19 protein-coding genes and 1 pseudogene are annotated in these 18,473 nt (G+C 66.7%); 3 read left to right on the plus strand and 17 right to left on the minus strand.

The window, feature by feature from the left end; all coding sequences use genetic code 11:
- Positions 1-15 precede the first annotated feature (15 nt).
- The 16 genes from A5636_RS00735 to glmS all read right to left on the minus strand — a co-directional run bounded on the left by A5636_RS00735 (position 16) and on the right by glmS (position 16,399).
- A complete protein-coding gene (locus tag A5636_RS00735) occupies positions 16-657 on the minus strand; it encodes a class I SAM-dependent methyltransferase (RefSeq protein ID WP_065156782.1) in 642 nt (213 codons plus the stop codon).
- A 114-nt stretch (positions 658-771) separates the two neighbouring features.
- A complete protein-coding gene (gene groL, locus A5636_RS00740; protein WP_065156783.1) occupies positions 772-2,391 on the minus strand; it encodes a chaperonin GroEL in 1,620 nt (539 codons plus the stop codon).
- Positions 2,392-2,527: 136 nt separating this feature from the next.
- Positions 2,528-2,830 (minus strand): co-chaperone GroES, encoded by a 303-nt coding sequence (groES, locus tag A5636_RS00745; RefSeq protein ID WP_065156784.1) that lies wholly within the window; start codon positions 2,828-2,830, stop codon positions 2,528-2,530.
- Positions 2,831-3,073: 243 nt separating this feature from the next.
- A complete protein-coding gene (tsaD, locus tag A5636_RS00750; protein ID WP_065156785.1) occupies positions 3,074-4,099 on the minus strand; it encodes a tRNA (adenosine(37)-N6)-threonylcarbamoyltransferase complex transferase subunit TsaD in 1,026 nt (341 codons plus the stop codon).
- Positions 4,096-4,608 (minus strand): ribosomal protein S18-alanine N-acetyltransferase, encoded by a 513-nt coding sequence (rimI, locus tag A5636_RS00755; protein ID WP_065156786.1) that lies wholly within the window; start codon positions 4,606-4,608, stop codon positions 4,096-4,098. The genes tsaD and rimI overlap by 4 nt, the downstream gene beginning before the upstream one ends.
- The gene (tsaB, locus tag A5636_RS00760; protein ID WP_155763479.1) at positions 4,605-5,225 is read right to left on the minus strand and encodes a tRNA (adenosine(37)-N6)-threonylcarbamoyltransferase complex dimerization subunit type 1 TsaB; all 621 of its coding nucleotides are present in this window, start codon (positions 5,223-5,225) and stop codon (positions 4,605-4,607) included. Before tsaB ends, rimI begins: the two co-directional genes overlap by 4 nt.
- Positions 5,222-5,680, minus strand: coding sequence for a tRNA (adenosine(37)-N6)-threonylcarbamoyltransferase complex ATPase subunit type 1 TsaE (gene tsaE / locus A5636_RS00765; protein ID WP_065156788.1), 459 nt, complete (start codon positions 5,678-5,680; stop codon positions 5,222-5,224). Before tsaE ends, tsaB begins: the two co-directional genes overlap by 4 nt.
- Entirely contained in the window at positions 5,673-6,737 is a 1,065-nt protein-coding gene (locus A5636_RS00770; RefSeq protein WP_253900436.1) for an alpha/beta fold hydrolase, read from the minus strand. Before A5636_RS00770 ends, tsaE begins: the two co-directional genes overlap by 8 nt.
- Positions 6,738-6,789: 52 nt before the next feature.
- Complete coding sequence (alr, locus tag A5636_RS00775) at positions 6,790-7,944, minus strand: alanine racemase (RefSeq protein ID WP_065156790.1); 1,155 nt, start codon at positions 7,942-7,944, stop codon at positions 6,790-6,792.
- Between the two features lie 105 nt (positions 7,945-8,049).
- Positions 8,050-9,453 carry a glutamate decarboxylase gene (locus A5636_RS00780; protein ID WP_065156791.1) on the minus strand — a complete coding sequence of 468 codons (1,404 nt, stop codon included), beginning with the start codon at positions 9,451-9,453 and terminating at the stop codon, positions 8,050-8,052.
- 20 nt (positions 9,454-9,473) lie between these two features.
- Positions 9,474-10,892 carry an NAD(P)H-hydrate dehydratase gene (locus A5636_RS00785; protein WP_065156810.1) on the minus strand — a complete coding sequence of 473 codons (1,419 nt, stop codon included), beginning with the start codon at positions 10,890-10,892 and terminating at the stop codon, positions 9,474-9,476.
- Between the two features lie 209 nt (positions 10,893-11,101).
- Positions 11,102-11,830 (minus strand): rhomboid-like protein, encoded by a 729-nt coding sequence (locus A5636_RS00790; protein WP_065156792.1) that lies wholly within the window; start codon positions 11,828-11,830, stop codon positions 11,102-11,104.
- A gap of 32 nt (positions 11,831-11,862) precedes the next feature.
- On the minus strand, positions 11,863-12,729 hold the full coding sequence (locus A5636_RS00795) for a DUF4436 domain-containing protein (protein ID WP_065156793.1): 867 nt from the start codon (positions 12,727-12,729) through the stop codon (positions 11,863-11,865).
- The gene (locus A5636_RS00800; protein ID WP_253900434.1) at positions 12,726-13,598 is read right to left on the minus strand and encodes a DUF4436 domain-containing protein; all 873 of its coding nucleotides are present in this window, start codon (positions 13,596-13,598) and stop codon (positions 12,726-12,728) included. Before A5636_RS00800 ends, A5636_RS00795 begins: the two co-directional genes overlap by 4 nt.
- Positions 13,599-13,623: 25 nt before the next feature.
- Positions 13,624-14,505 (minus strand): DUF4436 domain-containing protein, encoded by an 882-nt coding sequence (locus A5636_RS00805; RefSeq protein ID WP_065156811.1) that lies wholly within the window; start codon positions 14,503-14,505, stop codon positions 13,624-13,626.
- Between the two features lie 19 nt (positions 14,506-14,524).
- A complete protein-coding gene (gene glmS / locus A5636_RS00810; RefSeq protein ID WP_065156795.1) occupies positions 14,525-16,399 on the minus strand; it encodes a glutamine--fructose-6-phosphate transaminase (isomerizing) in 1,875 nt (624 codons plus the stop codon).
- 83 nt (positions 16,400-16,482) lie between these two features.
- Here glmS and A5636_RS00815 point away from each other — a divergent pair, with 83 nt between their 5' ends.
- From A5636_RS00815 to A5636_RS00825, 3 genes are read left to right on the plus strand one after another with little or no spacing between them, the layout of a single operon-like run.
- Complete coding sequence (locus tag A5636_RS00815; protein ID WP_253900435.1) at positions 16,483-16,926, plus strand: DUF2510 domain-containing protein; 444 nt, start codon at positions 16,483-16,485, stop codon at positions 16,924-16,926.
- A gap of 20 nt (positions 16,927-16,946) precedes the next feature.
- Positions 16,947-17,786 carry a dienelactone hydrolase family protein gene (locus tag A5636_RS00820; RefSeq protein WP_065156797.1) on the plus strand — a complete coding sequence of 280 codons (840 nt, stop codon included), beginning with the start codon at positions 16,947-16,949 and terminating at the stop codon, positions 17,784-17,786.
- On the plus strand, positions 17,783-18,133 hold the full coding sequence (locus A5636_RS00825) for a nuclear transport factor 2 family protein (RefSeq protein ID WP_065156798.1): 351 nt from the start codon (positions 17,783-17,785) through the stop codon (positions 18,131-18,133). The genes A5636_RS00820 and A5636_RS00825 overlap by 4 nt, the downstream gene beginning before the upstream one ends.
- Before the next feature lie 108 nt (positions 18,134-18,241).
- On the opposite strand, the pseudogene A5636_RS26740 reads toward A5636_RS00825, so the two are convergent.
- A pseudogene (locus tag A5636_RS26740) lies at positions 18,242-18,473 on the minus strand (hypothetical protein); the annotation flags it as partial.

An 18,473-nucleotide genomic window follows, 5' to 3' on the forward strand; every position in this document is an offset into this window, starting at 1 on the left:
CGGCGCCGCCGCGGTCTAGCCTGCGATGCGGGCAACGATCAAGTGGTGTGGGATCGCCACGTCGGCAAGGCGGCGCTGCTCGACATCCTCGAAGCCCGCTTTCTTCAACGCGGCAACAACGTCCGCGACCGGGCGGAGCGTGAACCCATACGCCGTGAAAGGCAAGCGGGCCATCGCGTCAGGATCACCAATTCCCAATACTGCCCGGCCCCCGGGGCGCAGGACGCGCGCCAGTTCGGTGCAGGCTGCCTGAAGGTCGGCAACGAAGTACAGGGTGTTGACCGAAATCGCCGCGTCCAGCGAGTTATCGTCGAGCGGCAACGCTGTCAGTGACCCATTGACGAGCCTTACCTGTCCGGCAGCGATCTGGGTGGCCAAGCGCGCCCGGGCGCGCGTGAGCATGTCCTCAGCGACTTCCACACCGTAGACCGTGCCCTGCGAACCAACCCGCCCCAGAAACAGATCGAGCCCTAGTCCGCCACCAAAACCGATGTCGGCCACCGTGTTTCCGGCGGTTGCTGCCGTCGCATCGACGGCACCGGCCACCGCCTGACGATTGCCGCGGTTGAGCAGTACCGCTACGCCGCGGCCCACCAGGCCATGCGGCCGGCCGAGTTGCCCGGCGACAATCGCCAACACCCGCCGGCGTAAACCCATGACCGTTACCTCAGAACTGGATCACTTGAGACGTCCGGCCCCAATAGTGCCTGATGCGCCATCCCACGCAAAAGCCCTCGCACGCCGGGCGCGCGAGGGCTTTTGCGTAAGGGACTAGTGCGCGTGGCCGTGATGGTGCCCGGCGTCGTCCGCCGCCTCGGCCGGCTTGTCGACAACCGCGGTCTCCGTGGTGAGCACCATCCGGGCTACCGACGACGCATTGAGCACCGCGGAGCGGGTCACCTTGACCGGGTCGACGACGCCGTCAGCCGTCAGGTCCCCGTAATTACGAGTGGCGGCGTTGAACCCCTGCCCGCTGGGCAGCTGGGCGACCTTGCTGACCACGACCGCGCCGTCGAGTCCGGCATTGGAGGCGATCCAGTACAGCGGGGCCGCCAGCGCCTCGGAGAACACGTCGACACCGAGCTTCTCGTCACCGCTGAGTTCCTCGCGCAGCGACGCGAGCACGTGCCGGGCCTGGATCAGCGCCGAGCCCCCGCCGGCAACGATGCCCTCTTCGACGGCCGCCTTGGCTGCCGCAACCGCGTCGTCGACGCTCTCCTTGCGCTCTTTCAGTGCCGTCTCAGTGGCCGCGCCGACTTTGATCACAGCCACCCCACCGGCCAACTTGGCGACCCGTTCCTGAAGCTTCTCGCGGTCCCAGTCGGAGTCGCTGGCTTCGATCTCAGCGCGCAGTTGCTTGACCCGGTTGGCGACCGCGTCTTCGGCCCCGCCGCCGTCGACGATGATCGTCTCGTCCTTGCTGACCACGACGCGCCGTGCCGACCCCAATACCTCGAGGCCCACCTCGCGCAGCACCAGGCCGGTGTCGGGGTTGACCACCTCACCGCCGGTCACGATGGCAAGGTCCTGCATGAAAGCCTTACGACGGTCGCCGAAGAACGGCGACTTCACCGCGACGGCCTTCAGCGTCTTGCGGATCGAGTTGACCACCAACGTGGCCAGCGCCTCACCCTCGACGTCCTCGGCGACGATCAGCAGCGGCTTGCCGGATTCGGCGACCTTCTCCAGCAACGGCAACAGGTCTGGCAGCGAGGTGACCTTGTCCTGGTGCAGCAGGATCAGCGGGTCGTCAAGCACCGCCTCCTGGGAGTCGAAATCTGTCACGAAGTACGCCGACAGGAAGCCCTTGTCGAAGCCGACCCCCTCGGTGAACTCCAGCTCGGTGTTCAGCGTCGAAGACTCCTCCACGCTGACGACACCGTCGTGGCCGACCTTGCTCATGGCCTCGCCCACCAACTCGCCGATCTGCTCGTCGCGCGAGGACACGGTGGCCACCTGGGCGATGGCTTCCTTGCCGGACACCGGGGTGGCCGCGGACAGCAGCGCCTCGGATACCGCGTCGGCGGCCTTGCTGATTCCCGAGCCCAGCGCCATCGGATTCACCCCGGCTGCGACCAGGCGGAGCCCGCCCTTCACCAGCGCCTGGGCCAGCACGGTTGCGGTGGTGGTGCCGTCACCGGCCACGTCGTTGGTCTTGGTTGCCACCGACTTCACCAGCTGAGCGCCCAGGTTTTCGAACGGGTCTTCGAGATCGATCTCGCGAGCCACGGTGACACCGTCGTTGGTTACCTGCGGGCCGCCGAACGCTTTGGCCAGCACCACGTGCCGGCCGCCGGGCCCGAGGGTCACCTTGACCGCGTCCGCAAGCTTGTTGACGCCCGCTTCCATCGCGCGACGCGCGGTTACGTCGTACTCAATGAGTTTGCTCATCAGGCTCCTTCCGCCCGGCGAGGTGGCAGCCTGCAACGGGCTGCTGAGGAACCGGGCAAATCAAACTATGTAACGTGTGCCGCCCCGGAAATCACCCACGCTGCACGCGGGGATCGCCGGGGCGGGACACAGTGTCTTACTTGTTAACGACAGCCAGCACGTCGCGCGCCGACAGAATGAGGTATTCCTCGCCGCCGTACTTGATTTCGGTGCCGCCGTACTTGCTGTAGATGACGGTGTCACCCTCTGCGACGTCGAGCGGGATTCGCTTCTCGCCGTCCTCGTCCCAGCGGCCGGGACCGACTGCGACGACGGTTCCCTCCTGGGGCTTCTCCTTGGCGGTGTCAGGAATGACCAGACCGGATGCGGTCGTGGTCTCGGCCTCGTTGGCCTGTACGAGAATCTTGTCCTCGAGTGGCTTGATGTTCACCTTCGCCACGATTGGAGCCCTCCACTAGTTGATTCGGGTTCGGGACGTTCGCCCCGACCGGAGTTGGCGGTCGGTCCGGGGGTTGCCCGAACCGTCCGAATTACCAGATGAATCGGCCTTCGTCCTAGCCCTAGCGCCGTCGTCGCGGGTGCCGGCACAGCGGGTACTCCGACTGCCACCTAGCACTCTATACACGAGAGTGCTAGCACTCAAGGGCGGCCTGGTGCTTCTCGCGTGTCGGCGCCGATCGCACTAGCCGACCTGCGCTTCTACCACCGGGAGGCCCGGGTCGCTGGCCGCGTCCAGCGGTGACGGCGGCGCGCCCGCGGCCACCAGGTGCGCGGCGAAAGCGGCGATCATGGCCCCGTTATCCGTACACAATCGCGGTCTGGGGATCCGTAACGTCAGCCCCGCGTCGGCGCATCGCTGGGCGGCGAGCTCCCGCAGTCGGGAATTGGCGGCCACACCCCCGGCGATCAGCAGCGTGGACACACCCAGGTCGGTTGCCGCCCGCACCGCCTTCTTGGTCAACACGTCGGCGACCGCCTCTTGGAAGCCAGCCGCTACCTCGGCGGGCTGGAAGTCCGGGTGGCTTTCCACATAGCGAGCCACCGCGGTCTTGAGTCCGGAGAAGCTGAAGGCGTACGGATCGTCTCGGGGGCCGGACATCCCGCGCGGAAAAGCGACGGCTTGCCGGTCTCCCGAACGGGCCAGGTCGTCGAGCACCTTTCCGCCCGGGTAGCCCAGCCCCAGCAACCGCGCCACCTTGTCGTAGGCCTCGCCCGCTGCGTCGTCGACTGTGCTGCCCAGCTCCACGATCGGCTCACCCAGCGAACGCACATGCAGCAAATGGGTGTGCCCGCCCGACACCAACAACGCCACGCTCTCCGGCAGCGGGCCGTGTTCGTAGACGTCGGCGGCCAGATGTCCGCCCAGATGGTTGACGGCGTAGAACGGCACCGACCAGGCAGCCGAATACGCTTTGGCCGCAGCCACTCCCACCAACAGGGCGCCCGCCAGCCCAGGCCCGATGGTGGCCGCGACGATATCGGGTTTGGTCAGATCCGCCGCCGCCAGCGCGCGGCGCATCGCCGGGCCCAACGCCTCCAGATGTGCGCGGGAGGCAATCTCGGGCACGACGCCGCCGAATCGCACATGCTCGTCGACACTGGAAGCCACCTCGTCGGCCAGCAACCTGACGGTCCCGTCGGCGTCCAGGCGTGCGATGCCGACACCCGTTTCGTCACAGGAGGTTTCGATGGCCAGAACAGTCGTCATTCCGCTTCCCGTCGCATCGTGTAGGCGTCGGCACCACTGACGTGGTAATAGCGTTTGCGCAGCCCGATCTGCTCGAATCCGACGCCGCGGTACAAGGCGATCGCCGCCTCGTTGTCGGTGCGCACCTCGAGAAAGACCACTCCCCCGTCGGCGTAGTCCAGTAAATCGTCCAGTAGCCGCCGCCCAATCCCACGCCCCTGAAACGCCGGATCGACCCCGATGGTGTGCACCTCGTACTCGAACGGAGCCACCCGACCCAGCCTCGAAATCCCGGCATAGCCAACCAGAACGCCGCCGCTGCGTGCGCCCACATAATGATTGGTCTTGCTGGTCAGCTCCCGTTTGAACGCGACGGCCGGCCACGGGTCGTCGCCGTCGAACAACAGCGCCTCCAGTTCGGCGCAGCGCCCGGCATCGGAGAACGTGAGCGCGCCGATGGTCACGGGTTCGACGGCACTCAATGGCGCCCCTCCGCTTCGCTTCCGCTCTGCGTCGTCACCGGCGGTCATGCTTTGGCCGCCAACGGTTTGGCATCCGGACGGCGCAAGTACAGCGCCACCAACGGTTCCGGGTCTGCCGACCAGTCCGACACCGCCCGGGCGAGACCGGCCGGTGTCGGATACACCGGTTCACGGCGCGGCAGATCGAAAAGGGCCGCATGCTCCGGGGAGCCGGCAACCGCTTGCGCCGGACCGGGGTGCACATCGGCCGGGGCATTCACCGCCGGGCCCTCGGTGCGGACCCCGTCCCGGTAACGCGCCCAATAGATCTCACGTCGCCGCGCGTCGGTGACCACCAGGGCCTCCCCGCTGGTCAGCCGGCCGATGGCGTCCAGACTGCACACACCGTGCACCGGGACGTTCAGCGCGTGCCCGTAGGCGGCCGCGGTGGCCATTCCGGCCCGCAGACCGGTGAACGGTCCGGGGCCACAGCCCACCACCACGGCGTCGAGGTCGGCCATCGTCAGGCCGGCATCCGCGAGAGCCTCCAGCACGTTGGGGGTCAACCGCTCCGCGTGTGCCCGCGCGTCCACGGTGACCCGCTCGGCGAGCGTCGCGAAGTCGTCGATGCGGACGATGCCTGCGGTGACGGCCGGCGTGGCGGTGTCCAGGGCCAGGACTATCACGCGTGCACCCACTCCCAGGTCGCGATGCGCACGTCGGAGTGGGTGACGCGTTCCAGCCGAATGTCCAGGTGCCGCTGGGCGAGCCGTTCGACCAGTCCCTCACCCCACTCCACCACGACGACGGCGTCCTCGAGTTCAGTGTCCAGATCCAGCGAATCCAGTTCGGCGAGCAGGTCAGCGTCGTGTTGATCGAGCAGGCGATAGACGTCCACGTGGACCAGTGCGGGCCCACCCGCGCGCCGCGCCGGGTGCACCCGCGCCAGCACGAAGGTCGGCGACGTCACCGGACCGTCGACGTCCATCGCGCGAGCGATTCCCTTGGCCAACACCGTTTTTCCGGCTCCGAGCGGCCCGGTGAGGACCACCACGTCGCCCGCCCGCAGTTGCTCACCCAACCGGGCCCCCAGTTCCAGGGTGTCCGCTACGTGCTCGAGGGTGGCGGTTCCGTTAAGCATTGCGCCGCAACCGCTTTCGTAGTCGTGCGCCGAATTGCCGGTAGCGCAGCCGCCTCTTGCCAGGCAGCGCCCGGTCGATCAGTCGGATCAACCCGTCGTTGATGGCGTCGGGCTTGTCCAGCAGCGCGAGGTGACTGGCTCCGGTCACGATCACCAAATCAGATTGCGGCAGGGACGCCGCCATCAAGCGGGAGTACTCGTCGGGCGTCAACAAGTCGTGGTCACCGCAGGCGATCAGGGTCGGGATCTTGAGCAGTGTCCACAGCCCGGCGGTCTCGTCGTGCGTCTCCAAAGCGCGCAGGAAGCCGACCAGGGTGGCGATCGGGGTGCCGTTCATCATCCGCTGTGAGAAGGCATCCAGACTGCGACTGACCTGCAGATCGCTGAAGGACGCGGCACGCAGGATCGGGCCGATCAGCGAGCGCGACACGTTGCGGCCGCGGTGCACCAGATTGGGTGCGGACTTGGCGGCAAATCGAACCGCCTCCAACGCAGGGTTTTTCAGGAACTCCCCCAGCGGTGAGCGGGTGACCCCTTCCGCGGCGGAGGAGATCAGCGCCGCGCCCACGATCCGGCGACCGTACTGTTCGGGGAATTGCCGGGCATGCGACAGCACCGTCATGCCGCCCATCGAGTGGCCGACCAATACGATCGGCCCGCGCGGCGCCGTCACCTGCAGCACGGTCTCCAGGTCCTGACCTAGCTGGGTCAGCGTGTAGGTCTCGGGCCCGCCTTCCCCGGACTGGCCGTGCCCGCGCTGGTCATAGAACACCATCCGCAGTTGCGTGCCGAACACCTCACCGAGCCGTATCCGCTGGAAGTGAAACGCCCCCATGCGCAGACAGAATCCGTGCGCGAAGACGACCGTCAGCGGAGCATCCTGCGGACCCGCCTCTCGCACCGCCAGGCGCACCCCATCAGACGTCGTCACGACATGATCGCGATCGCTTTCGAATTGCTCGAAATCCTCGTCGGCCCATGGGTCTTCGCCGACGTTCGTCCGTTCGATGATCGTCTTGCGAGCGGACGCGCCCACCAGGGTGGCGACCGCCGTCAGGCCGGTGCTCCCCGCAAGCCACGCCCTGTTTCGGTGCAGGTGCTGATTGTCGTCAGGACTCAACGGTTTTCGCCTCGCGGTAAGTTCTGCCGATTCGCCCCCGAATGCCGGTGACGACCTCGTAATGGATGGTGCCGACCAGGTCGGCCCAGTCCTGCGCGGTCGCTTCGCCGCTGGTGCCCGGCCCGAACAGGATCGCCTCGTCGCCTTCGCTCACGTCCGGTCGGCCCGGTCCCAGATCGACGACGAACTGGTCCATGCAGACCCGCCCTACCCCGGGCCGACGCCGGCCGTTGATCAACACCTCCAGCCGACCCCCCAACGATCGGAACACACCGTCGGCGTACCCGACCGGCATCAGCGCCACATTGGTGTCGCGGGGCGCGATCCAGGTGTGCCCGTACGACACTCCCTCGCCGGCCTTGATCGATTTGACCAGTGCGACAGGACATTTGACCGTCATCGCCGGAACCAGGCCCATGTCACCCAGCTTAGGCACCGGGCTCAGTCCGTACACCGCGATACCGGGACGCACCAGGTCGAACGTCAGATCGGGACGGGACATGGTGGCCGAGGAGTTGGCCAGGTGCGCCACCTCGAAGTCCGCCTTCTGGTCGCGGGCGTAGTCCAGCATGTCGCGGAACCGCTGGGCCTGTACGTCGTTGATGGCTTCTTCCGGCGCGTCGGCGTACACCAGGTGCGACATCAGTCCTCGCAGCCTTAACTCCTCGGCCGCGGCGGCCTTGCGCACCTCGTCCAGTACGGCCGGGTACTCGCCTGGTGCCACACCGTTGCGGTTCAGTCCGGTGTCGACCTTGACCGTGACAACGGCCTGCGTTCCGGTCCGGCGCACCGCGTCCAGCAGTTCCGACAGCTGGCGCGCCGAGGAAACCGCGATCTGCACGTCACCGGCCAACGCGGGTCCGAAGTCGAAGCCAGGCGGGTGCAGCCAGGCCAGCACCGGCTCCGCAATGCCGTCGGCGCGCAGCGCCAGTGCCTCGTCGACGGTGGCGACGCCGAGTTCGGTCGCGCCCGCGGCCAGCGCCGCATAGGCGACGCGGGTAGCGCCGTGCCCGTACCCGTCGGCCTTGACGACGGCCATGACCTGCGCGTTCCCCGCGTGCTCGCGCAGTACCCGCACGTTGTGCTGGATAGCGTCCAGGTCGACAACTGCTTCGGCGAGCGGCGTAGCGGACACGCCGACCATTGTCCCAGAGCTCGGCGCGGGCCCTTCGCCCGATTGATTCTGCGCTGGTGGCGACATTTTTCGAGATACCTCCGGCACCAGCGCAGAGTGAACGCGAGCCGCCCGCTAGTGCGCGAAGTGCTCGGCTTCGTAGTGCCCGCCCGGCTTGAGCTTGTCCAGGGAAGCCAGCGCCGTGCGGGCGTCGTCGTGCAGCGCGCGGGCCAGGTCAGCCGATAGCCCCTCGCGCACCACGATGCGCAGCACAGACACGTTGGTGGCGTTGTCGGGCATGGTGTAGGCGGGCACCTGCCAACCGAAGCCACGCAGCTCGTGCGAGACGTCGAATTCGGTATAGCCCAGACCAGGCGCCAGCCGGAAAGCGACCACCGGGATAGCCGAGCCGTCCGAGATCAACCCGCAATGCTCCCCGACGCGAAGTTGCTCACCCAGCCAGCGCGCCGTCGACGACAACGTCTGCATGACCTGGGTGTAGCCCTCGCGACCCAGCCGCAGGAAGTTGTAGTACTGGCCGACGACCTGGTTGCCCGGGCGGGAGAAGTTCAGCGTGAAGGTCGGCATGTCCCCGCCCAGATAGTTCACGTGGAACACCAGGTCCTCGGGCAGGTGCTCTTTGCTGCGCCACACGACGAACCCGACGCCGGGATAGGTCAACCCGTATTTGTGGCCGCTGACGTTGATCGACACCACCCGCGGCAGCCGGAAATCCCACTTCAGCTCGGGGTGCAGGAACGGCACCACGAATCCGCCGCTGGCGGCGTCGACATGCACGGGGACGTCCACGCCCCCGTCTGAGGCCGGTTTGCTGGCGAGTTTGTCCAGGGCGGCACAGATCTCGGCGATCGGTTCCAGCTCGCCGGTGTAGGTGGTGCCCAGGATGGCTACCACGCCGATGGTGTCCTCATCGACGGCCTCCACCACCTGTTCGGGGGTGATGACGTAGCGCCCCTCTTCCATGGGCAAATAGCGCGGCTCGACGTCGAAGTAGCGGCAAAACTTTTCCCACACCACCTGCACGTTGGAACCCATCACCAGGTTGGGGGTGCGTGTCTTCCAGCCGTCCTTTCCGGATCCGACCTTTTCGCGCCACCGCCACTTGAGCGCCAGGCCGCCCAGCATGACCGCCTCGCTGGAGCCGACGGTGGATACGCCGACGGCACTGCTCGGGTCGTCGTCGCGCAGCCCTTCGGCGTGGAACAGGTCGGCGACCATGCACACGCAGCGCTGCTCGATGGCCGCGGTGGCCGGGTATTCGTCCTTGTCGATCATGTTCTTGTCGAACGTCTCGGCCATCAGTCGCCCGGCCTGGGGGTCCATCCAGGTGGTGACGAATGTGGCCAGGTTGAGCCGCGAGCTCCCGTCGAGCATCAGCTCGTCGTGGATGAAGCGGTAGGCGGCCTCGGGATCCATCGCCTCTTCGGGCATCCGCAACGCCGGCACCGGCGCGGTGAACAGCCGGCCGGTGTAGGCGGGAGCGATCGAGTGCGCTGGCAGCGACGGATGTTGGGGCACGGCGGGTCCTTTCGTGGGTGTCAGAGCGAGGCCAAGGCGGCCCGAATGTGGTGCAGGATCCGCGAAGCCGACGTCGGTGCGTCGCCGGGTCCGGGGTCCGCGGCCGACAGCGCCGCGGCACGGGCGTGCACGAACGCGGCCGCGGCGGCGGCTTCGCCGGCCGGTAACCCGGCGGCCAGCAGGGCGCCGATCATTCCGGACAACACGTCACCGGATCCCGCGGTCGCCGCCCAGGATTGCCCGGCCGGGTTCAGGTACACCGGGCCACCGGGATCGGCGATAACGGTGACATTGCCCTTCAGCAGCACGGTGGCCCCGAAGGTGTCGGCGAGCTTGCGGCAGGCACCCACCCGGTCGTCACCGGGTGGCGACCCGGCCAGCCGGGCGAACTCACCGGCGTGCGGCGTAAGCACCGTGGGGGCGGTCCGGCCGGCCGCCAGGTCCGGGTGGGCGGCCAGCATCGTCAGTCCGTCGGCGTCGACCAACACTGGCAGGTCGGTGTCCAACGCGAACCACAAGGCCCCGGCCGCCTCCTGATCCGAGGTGCCCAGGCCCGGCCCCACGACCCACGCCTGCACTCGTCCGGCGGTTGCCGGGCTGGGTGAGGCGATGACCTCCGGCCAGTGCGCGAGCACCTCGTGATTGGCGCTGCCGGCGTAGCGGACCATGCCCGACGTGGCGGCGACGGCAGCGCCGGTGCACAGCACCGCGGCACCCGGGTACGTGGCACTTCCGGCCAGCACACCGGTGACGCCCTGGGTGTACTTGTCGTCGTGTGTGCCGGGTATCGGCCAGCGCGCGCGCACATCGGCTGCCTCGAAACCCAGGATGTCGGTGTCGGGCAGGTCGAGCCCGATGTCGACGAGTTCAACGCGGCCGCAGTCGGCCAGCGCATGCACGGGTTTGAGGCCGCCGAAGGTCACCGTGAGCGCGGCACGCACGGCTGGCCCGCTGATCGACCCGGTGGCCACGTCGATGCCGCTGGGAATGTCGACGGCGACTACCGGGGTGTCTCCGACGCCGTCGAACACTTTCGCGGCGGACTGCCGCAGTGGGCCCGATCCCGAAATGCCGACCACCCCGTCGATGATGAGATCGGCTGCCGGCGAGATGCTTTCGACGATCTGCCCGCCGGCCTTCCGGAAGGCCTCGAGACCCTTTCGATGAACGCGGTCCGGGTTGAGCAGTATCGCCTCGGCAGCCGCGCCGCGCCGGCGCACGAAGGTGGCCGCCCACAGCGCGTCGCCGCCGTTGTCACCGGAACCGACCACCGCGCAGATCCGCCGTCCGGCCACCCCGCCGGTGCGTGCCCTGAGTTCGCGCAGGATTGCGGCGCCCAGACCGTAGGCCGCCCGCCTCATCAACACCCCTTCGGGCAGGCTGGCCAACAGCGGCGCTTCGGCGTCGCGAATTGCGTCTACGGAGTAGTAATGCCGCATCACCGCCAGCATTCCACACAACTGATGTTCAGGAGCCGTCGCTACATCGGCGTGCACAGACCAATGGCGCGCGCCCGGGCACGGACCGACAGCAACACCTGGCCGACCGACGCCGTATCACCTACAGCGCAAAGGTTTTCGTCGGCTACCGGCAACCGTCCGGAGGCGGCTTCGGGTGTTCGGCTACAGGCCAGCTGCCCGCGGCAGCTTCACGTCTTCTTTGTCGGGGATGCCTCGGGCTCCTTGCGGCGGCGCCGAAACGCTTCTCGGAGAGTCGCCGGGTTCCACGGGATGCTCTTGCGTTCGCTGGCCATCGGGTAGAACGCCAAGCCGATCAGCAGCGCGGCGAAATGGCCGATGGCCGTAAAGCTGAGGCCGATCCGGTCCATGGTGATCACCGGGAACCCGAAGACAAGCAGGAGCACGGCAAGGTAGCCCCAGCGCCACGGACGCGCGATTCGATAGGTGAGCACCCCCATCACGCCGACCAGGAAGTAGCTGACTCCGATATCGTGGGCACGCACATACCGCTCGTTGGCGTCCCGCAATTCGATGGCCAGGAACAGCAGCCCTTCACTGAAGTACGTGGCGATGATGTGCGCGCTCAATCCCACGGTGAGCCAACGCAGCTGGCCCAACCATCGCTCGGCCGGCGCCAGGAACAGCGTGAACAACAACAGGTAGGGCTCCAGGCTCTTGCCGTCGATCCACATCAGGCTGGAGAACAGCACGCCCAGCGGATCCGTTGCCAGCGCGTGGATGTTGGTGTAGCGGTGCAGGAGCACCGAGTGCAGCTGCTGCCCGGTCAGCACGTTCTGCAGGATTGTCGTAATGGCCAGCGCGAGCAGCCAGCCGTACGTCAACGGCGCACGGATGATCCAGTGCCATACGACACGCACCAACGTGCGCGCTCGAGCCGACACTGGTGTCCTTGCCACGGGTCAACCTTCCCATGCGGGCAGCGCAGCGGTTATTTCGACACTGATTCGGACGGCTTTGCCGGCTTGTCGAAGTCCGGCGCCAGATGCCGCCACCAGCAAGTGATGTAGACCAGCATCGAGACCACCAGCACAACGATCACCCATAGCACCACCCGGATGTCGATCCAGGAGCCGAACGGTGGGGCGTTGGGCAGCGCATTGCGCAGCGGCACCACAGCGAAGAGCATTGCCGCGTACCACGTTGTCATCGGCGGCTGAAATTTCCGGCGGTCCCGTGCGGTCTGGATGGCGACGAACAGACCGATCCCGGCCAACAGGATCAAGGCGCCGACGATAACGACGGCGAAGGCCACGGTGCCGGCCGACCGTTGCAAGTGCACCCGGTACGGCGCGTGCGGATCGTCTTTGCTCGGCGGCGGAATGCTGATCTGCCAGCCGGCCAACCGGTCCACGAACGTCACGGCTGCCCGTTCCGGCACCTCCTCGGGACCCCGGAAGAGTTCGACGGTGATCGGGCCGGAGATGTAGCGATCGAACGGCCAGTTGGCCACGTCGCCGCTCAGCGTGAGCGGGACGGGAAAGGTGCCGGGCAGCATCCCTTTCGACCAGGAACGCTTGGTCGGCGACACCGCGGAGGTGACAACGACGCTGAGATCTTCGGTCAAACCGTGGGTGCGTGGATCCAGTAGGCCCGGGCCCGGGGCGATCGCCAGGTTGGTTACCAGGACCGTGTTGCTCTGCTGCACGTCTTGTAGGTCGACGGTCACCCGCGTCCCGTCGGTCATCGGTTGCCCTTGCGTGAGGTCGTGCGGGCCTTTGCCGGCGCTGCCGTAGAGCGACGTCGAGGCGACGTAGGCCACGATGAACAACAACAGCCCTGCGATACCGAGTTTCATGTCCGCACTTCCTCATTCGGACGCGGGCCGGCCTCGTGCGCCAGGTGCCGCCACCAACACGAGATGTAAAGCACCAGCGAGATCGTCAAGATAACGATGACCCAGAGCACGATCGTCACATCGACCCAACTGCCGAATGGCGGCGAGTCGGGCAGCGCATTCCGCAGCGGCATCACCGCGAAAAGCATCGCCGCATACCACGTGGTCATCGGCGGCTGGAATTTCCGTCGATTGCGCACCGTCTGAATCGCCACGAAGAAAGCCAGGCCGGCCAACGCGATGAGCACACCGAGAATCAGCACGGCGAATGCCGTCGTGCTGTGTGAGCGGTGCAGGAGCAATTGGTAGGGGGCGTGGGGTTCGCTGTTGACCCGGCCCACGTCGAATTCCCAACCGAGCAATCGGTCGACCAGGGTCACCGTCACCTGTTCGGGGGTTTGCGAGGCGCCGGAGAAGAGTCGGACGTTCATCGGTCCGGTCTGATAGAGGTCGAAAGGCCAGTTTGCGACGTCACCGGTCAGGCTGATCGACACGCGAAGCGCATCGGGTACCGAACCTTTAGGCCACGTTTGCTTGCGGGCCTGCAGTACCGAGGTGGCGACGATATTGAGGTCGTCCCGCAGATTGCCGGTCTGCGGCTCCAGGAGGCCGGCAGCCGGTGTCACGGTGATTATGGCGATCAGCGTGCCGCTGTTGGACTGGATGTCTTCGATGTCGACAGTCACTTTGGTGCCGTCTCCCGACCCGTTGGACACCTGGTGGCGGTGACCCATCCCGCCGTTGATGTACAACGCGATCGAAGCGACATACGCGGCGACGAACAGCACGACGGCGACGATGCTGCGCGTCCACACCGTTGTCCTCGTCACGGGGACTACCTTCGCACGCCGCGACTTATTTCGGTGGCGACTCAGCTTGTGTCGGCACCGGTTTCGCAGCTGCATCGAAATCGGGGGCGAGGTGACGCCACCAGCAGGACACGTAGAGTCCCATCGCAATCACCAGCGCCACAATCACCCAGATCACGATCATCACATCGACCCAGGCGCCGAAGGGCGGCGAGTCGGGTAGCGCATTGCGCAGCGGTATCACCGCAAACAGCATGGCCGCGAACCACGTTGCCATCGGAGGCTGGAATTTCCGCCGGTTCCGCACCGTCTGGACGGCAACGAACAATCCGAAGCAGGCCAAGGCGACCAGAACGCCGAGCAGCACGACCGCGAGCGCGACCGTACTCGGAGATCGTTGTAACTCCGCGCGGTAGGGCACAGCGACACCGTCTTTGCGACCGCCCGGCACTTCGACTTTCCAGCCGGGGAGACGATCGACGAATGTCACCGACGCCCGTTCCGGTGCCTGCGCAGCACCGCGGAAAAGCTCGACCGTGACGGGGCCTGAGCGATAGCTGTCGAAAGGCCAGTCCGAGACGTCGCCAGTGATATTGAGCGAGATCGGAAACACGCCCGGCTGGGTCCCTTTCGGCCAGGAGCGCCTAACCGGTGTTGTCGCCGATGTGACTGAGACACTGAGGTCTTCGGTGAGGTTGCCGGTCTGCGGATCCAAAAGAGCGGGCCCCGGCACGACAGTGAGATCGACCAGAAGCGCGCTTTTGTAGGGCTGAACCGTCTGGACATCCACGGTTACGGTGGTGCCGTCGGCGGCGGGCTGACCGTCGGTGACCGGATGGGGCGGCCCCATGCCGGTGACGGCGTACAACACGGCCAGTCCCACATACGCCGCGACGAAGCCCGCGACGCTGGCAACGCCCCATCTCATGGTCATATCTTGGTCGCAGTTACTCGACGGTGACCGACTTGGCTAGGTTTCGCGGCTTGTCGACGTCGTAGCCGCGCGCCTGGGCAACCGCCGCGGCGAACACCTGCAGCGGAATCGTCGACAACAACGGCTGCAAAAGCGTTGAGACCGCTGGGATTTCGATCAAGTGATCGGCGTAGGGGCGTACGGTGTCGTCACCCTCTTCCGCGATCACGATGGTGACTGCGCCGCGGGTCTGGATTTCGCGGATGTTGGACAGCAACTTCGAATGCAGCATGGCCGAAGCTTTGGGCGAGGGCATGACGACGATGACCGGCAGGTCGTCTTCGATCAAAGCGATGGGGCCATGTTTGAGTTCTCCGGCCGCGAATCCTTCCGCGTGCATGTAGGCCAGTTCCTTGAGCTTGAGGGCACCTTCGAGCGCCACCGGGTACCCGACGTGGCGACCCAGGAACAGCACGGTCGAGGATTTGGCGAACCGGTGGGCCAACTCGGCCACCGGATCGGTCGCTGCGATGACCCGGGCTACCAGTTCTGGCATCGCCTCCAGCTGGTGGTACTCGCGCTCGACTTCGTCTGGGTATTTGGTGCCGCGGGCCTGCGCCAGTGCCAGTCCCACCAGATAGTTAGCGGTGATCTGGGCCAGAAACGTCTTGGTCGAGGCGACGCCGATTTCCGGTCCCGCCCGGGTGTACAGCACCGCATCACACTCCCGCGGAATCTGGGAGCCGTTGGTGTTGCAGACCGCCAGTACCTTGGCCTTCTGCTCCTTGGCGTGCCGCACAGCTTCCAGCGTGTCCGCGGTCTCACCGGACTGCGAGATCGCCACTACCAGCGTGCTGCGGTCCAAAACGGGGTCGCGATAACGGAATTCGCTGGCCAACTCCACCTCGACCGGCAACCGCGTCCAGTGCTCGATCGCGTACTTGGCGAGCAACCCGGAGTGGTAGGCGGTGCCACAGGCGACGACGAACACTTTGTCGATCTCGCGCAGTTCCTGGTCGGAGAGCCGCTGCTCGTCGAGCACGATGCGGTTGTCCACAAAATGCCCGAGCAACGTGTCGGCAACCGCGGCGGGTTGTTCTGCGATCTCCTTGAGCATGAAGTACTCGTAGCCGCCCTTCTCGGCGGCGGCCAAGTCCCAGTCGATGTGGAATTCGCGGTATGCATCGGGGCCCAGGTCGTCACTGCCGGCGAAGTCGGTGACCCGGTAGCCGTCGGCGGTGATCACCACCGCCTGGTCCTGGCCGAGTTCCACCGCGTGCCGGGTGTGTTCGATGAATGCGGCCACATCGGATCCGACGAACATCTCGCCGTCGCCGACACCGAGCACCAGCGGGGTGGAGCGGCGGGCAGCGACGATGGTGCCGGGCTCGTCGGCGTTGGCGAACACCAGGGTGAAGTGGCCCTCCAACCGACGCAACACCGACAGCACGGACGCGACGAAGTCACCGGCCGTCGCACCTTGGTGGAACGCCCGCGCAACCAGGTGCACCGCCACCTCGGTGTCGGTGTCGCTGGCGAACTCAACCCCGGCCATCTCCAGTTCCTGGCGCAGGGTGGCGAAGTTCTCGATGATGCCGTTGTGGACGACGGCGATCTTGCCGGCAGCGTCGCGATGCGGGTGCGCGTTGCGGTCGGTGGGACGTCCGTGGGTGGCCCACCGGGTGTGGCCCAGGCCGGCGAAGCCGCCGAGTTCGGCGGGGGCCATCTCAGCTATCGCGGCCTCCAGATTGGCCAGCTGACCGGCGCGGCGACGGACCGTCAACTTGCCTTTCGCGTCCACCAGCGCGATGCCCGAAGAGTCGTAGCCGCGGTATTCCATCCGTCGCAGTGCATCCATGACGACGTCGCAGGCAGGGCGATGCCCGACGTAGCCAACGATTCCGCACATTCTGAACAGGGTAGTGCAGGCGCGGATTTACCAGCGGTACCGACGGTATCGTTTACCTGTCCATCCGCCCGAGAGGAGCGGTTTTGTCCTATCCCTACCCCCATGGTGGTGGCCAGTATCACCAACCCCAGCCGTATCAACAGACTGGTCCGCTGTATCAAATCGGGCTGCTCAAACACACCGGCGCGGTGATCTTCTGGTATCAGCAATCCGTCCGGTTCACCGGGACTTTGCAGCAATGCGAACAGGCATACCGGGGTGCGCAAACCCACTGCCTGCTTGCCGGCTGGTGGAGCCTGGGGTCCATCGTCGTGTTGAAGTGGATTGCCCTGTTCCACAACAGGAGCGCCATTCGTAGGGTGCGCAGCCTGGCTCAGCAGCCCCAATACCCCCAGGCAACTGTCCCGCAGCCGCCGCCGGGAGCTACGCCAGCGGGCTGGTATCCCGACCCGTCCGGGGTGCCTGGCCAGCGCTATTGGGACGGCGCGACGTGGACGAGCTTCACCCATGCCGCGGGTCCCCGCTAACGCGGGCTAAGGTTCGGAGGGTGGCCCGCACCCGTAAGCTCGTCGCCGCCCTCAACCGCCGTGGTCCACATCGCGTTCTGCGCGGTGACCTGGCATTCGCCGGCCTACCCGGCGTGGTCTACACACCGGCATCCGGACTGAACCTGCCCGCCATCGCGTTCGGTCACGACTGGCTGACCGTCTCGACCCACTACGCGGGCCTGCTCGAGCACCTGGCGTCCTGGGGCATCGTGGCCGCCGCGCCGGACACTCAGCGGGGAATCGTGCCGTCTGTGCTGAATCTGGCGTTCGATCTCGGTGTTGCGCTGGACATCGTGACCGGCGTGCGACTGGGTCCGGGTGAGATCAGCGTGCACCCCGGCAAGCTCGGTGTGGTGGGTCACGGTTTCGGCGGTTCGGCGGCGGTGTTCGCTGCGGCCGGAATGCCCGCCCGACTCAAATGCGCGGCCGTGCTTTTCCCGACGGTGACTGTGCCGCCCGCCGAACAGCCGGCCGCGACCCTCGAGGTGCCCGGTCTGATCATGAGCGCGCCCGACGACCCGAAGACACTGAACTCCAACGCGCTGACGTTGTCGGGCGCGTGGGACGCCGCGACGCTGCGCATCATCAGCAAGTCCGAACCCGGCGGCCTGGTAGAGGGCCGGCGGCTGCCCAAGGCGCTGGGGCTGGCCGGCTCGGATCGCAAGACCCAGCGTGCGGTTCGGGCCCTGCTGACCGGCTATCTGCTGCATACCCTCGGTGGCGACAAGACCTACCGAGACTTCGCCGATGCGGACGTGCAGCTGCCCCGGACCGAGCCGTTGGACCCCGAGTCGCTCTCGGTGACGCCCGAAGAGAAGATCGTGGCGCTACTCAAATGACCACCGCGCACGACCTTTACCGGCGTTGGATCAACGAGCTGTGGGCCGGGCGGGCCGTCGCCGGCGAGATCGTCACCGATGACTTCGTGGGTCACTGGCCGGACCGGGACGTGCGCGGACCGGCCGAACTCGAGCAGATCATTGACGAGACGCGAAAGATATTGGCGGAGTTGACGTTCAGCATAGAGATCGGCCCCCTGCAGGAGGGGAACCTGATCGCCGGCCGGTGGAGCGGAACGGGACGCGGTCCCGACGGGCCGGTCAAGTTCACCGGCAACGACATCCTGCGGCTTGCGGACGACGGATTGCTGTTCGCCGAGTACTGGACGGGTACCTCCGCCGGCTGACGTGGTAGGTGTCGTTGGGAGTGACGACCCTGGTGGTGCGGCCAGTGACCCCCGATGCCCGCGAGGCCGTGCGTTATGTCCAAGAGCTAGATATTCGGCCCTCCTGAGTCATTGCCCAGCCTTGGGCAGTTCGTCGGCAGCGATCTCACACGGTGTCTTGCCAGCGGGCGCCGGCACGGGTTGGTTCGCCGGAGCTGGGGCCGCGGGCGCGGCCGCGGGTGAACCAGCCGCCGGTTGATCGAGCGGCGCTGGATCGGCCGGTTGCTGGCCGGGCGCCGGCTGTCCGGGCGGGGCCGTCGATGCGGCCGGCAATGGCGTGGACTTGGTGGCGTGGCCCGCA

Origin of the sequence: Mycobacterium asiaticum (assembly GCF_001673315.1) — a bacterium.
Classification (GTDB): Bacteria; Actinomycetota; Actinomycetes; order Mycobacteriales; family Mycobacteriaceae; genus Mycobacterium; species Mycobacterium asiaticum_B.

Excerpts from the sequence above, each read along its gene's own strand:
- A5636_RS00735 (WP_065156782.1), bottom strand. The coding sequence starts at position 657 with ATGGGTTTACGCCGGCGGGTGTTGGCGATTGTCGCCGGGCAACTCGGC.
- groL (WP_065156783.1), bottom strand. The coding sequence starts at position 2,391 with ATGAGCAAACTCATTGAGTACGACGTAACCGCGCGTCGCGCGATGGAA.
- tsaD (WP_065156785.1), bottom strand. The coding sequence starts at position 4,099 with ATGACGACTGTTCTGGCCATCGAAACCTCCTGTGACGAAACGGGTGTC.
- rimI (WP_065156786.1), bottom strand. The coding sequence starts at position 4,608 with ATGACCGCCGGTGACGACGCAGAGCGGAAGCGAAGCGGAGGGGCGCCA.
- tsaE (WP_065156788.1), bottom strand. The coding sequence starts at position 5,680 with ATGCTTAACGGAACCGCCACCCTCGAGCACGTAGCGGACACCCTGGAA.
- alr (WP_065156790.1), bottom strand. The coding sequence starts at position 7,944 with ATGGTCGGCGTGTCCGCTACGCCGCTCGCCGAAGCAGTTGTCGACCTG.
- A5636_RS00785 (WP_065156810.1), bottom strand. The coding sequence starts at position 10,892 with ATGCGGCATTACTACTCCGTAGACGCAATTCGCGACGCCGAAGCGCCG.
- A5636_RS00795 (WP_065156793.1), bottom strand. The coding sequence starts at position 12,729 with ATGAAACTCGGTATCGCAGGGCTGTTGTTGTTCATCGTGGCCTACGTC.
- A5636_RS00805 (WP_065156811.1), bottom strand. The coding sequence starts at position 14,505 with ATGAGATGGGGCGTTGCCAGCGTCGCGGGCTTCGTCGCGGCGTATGTG.
- glmS (WP_065156795.1), bottom strand. The coding sequence starts at position 16,399 with ATGTGCGGAATCGTTGGCTACGTCGGGCATCGCCCTGCCTGCGACGTC.
- A5636_RS00825 (WP_065156798.1), top strand. The coding sequence starts at position 17,783 with ATGACCACCGCGCACGACCTTTACCGGCGTTGGATCAACGAGCTGTGG.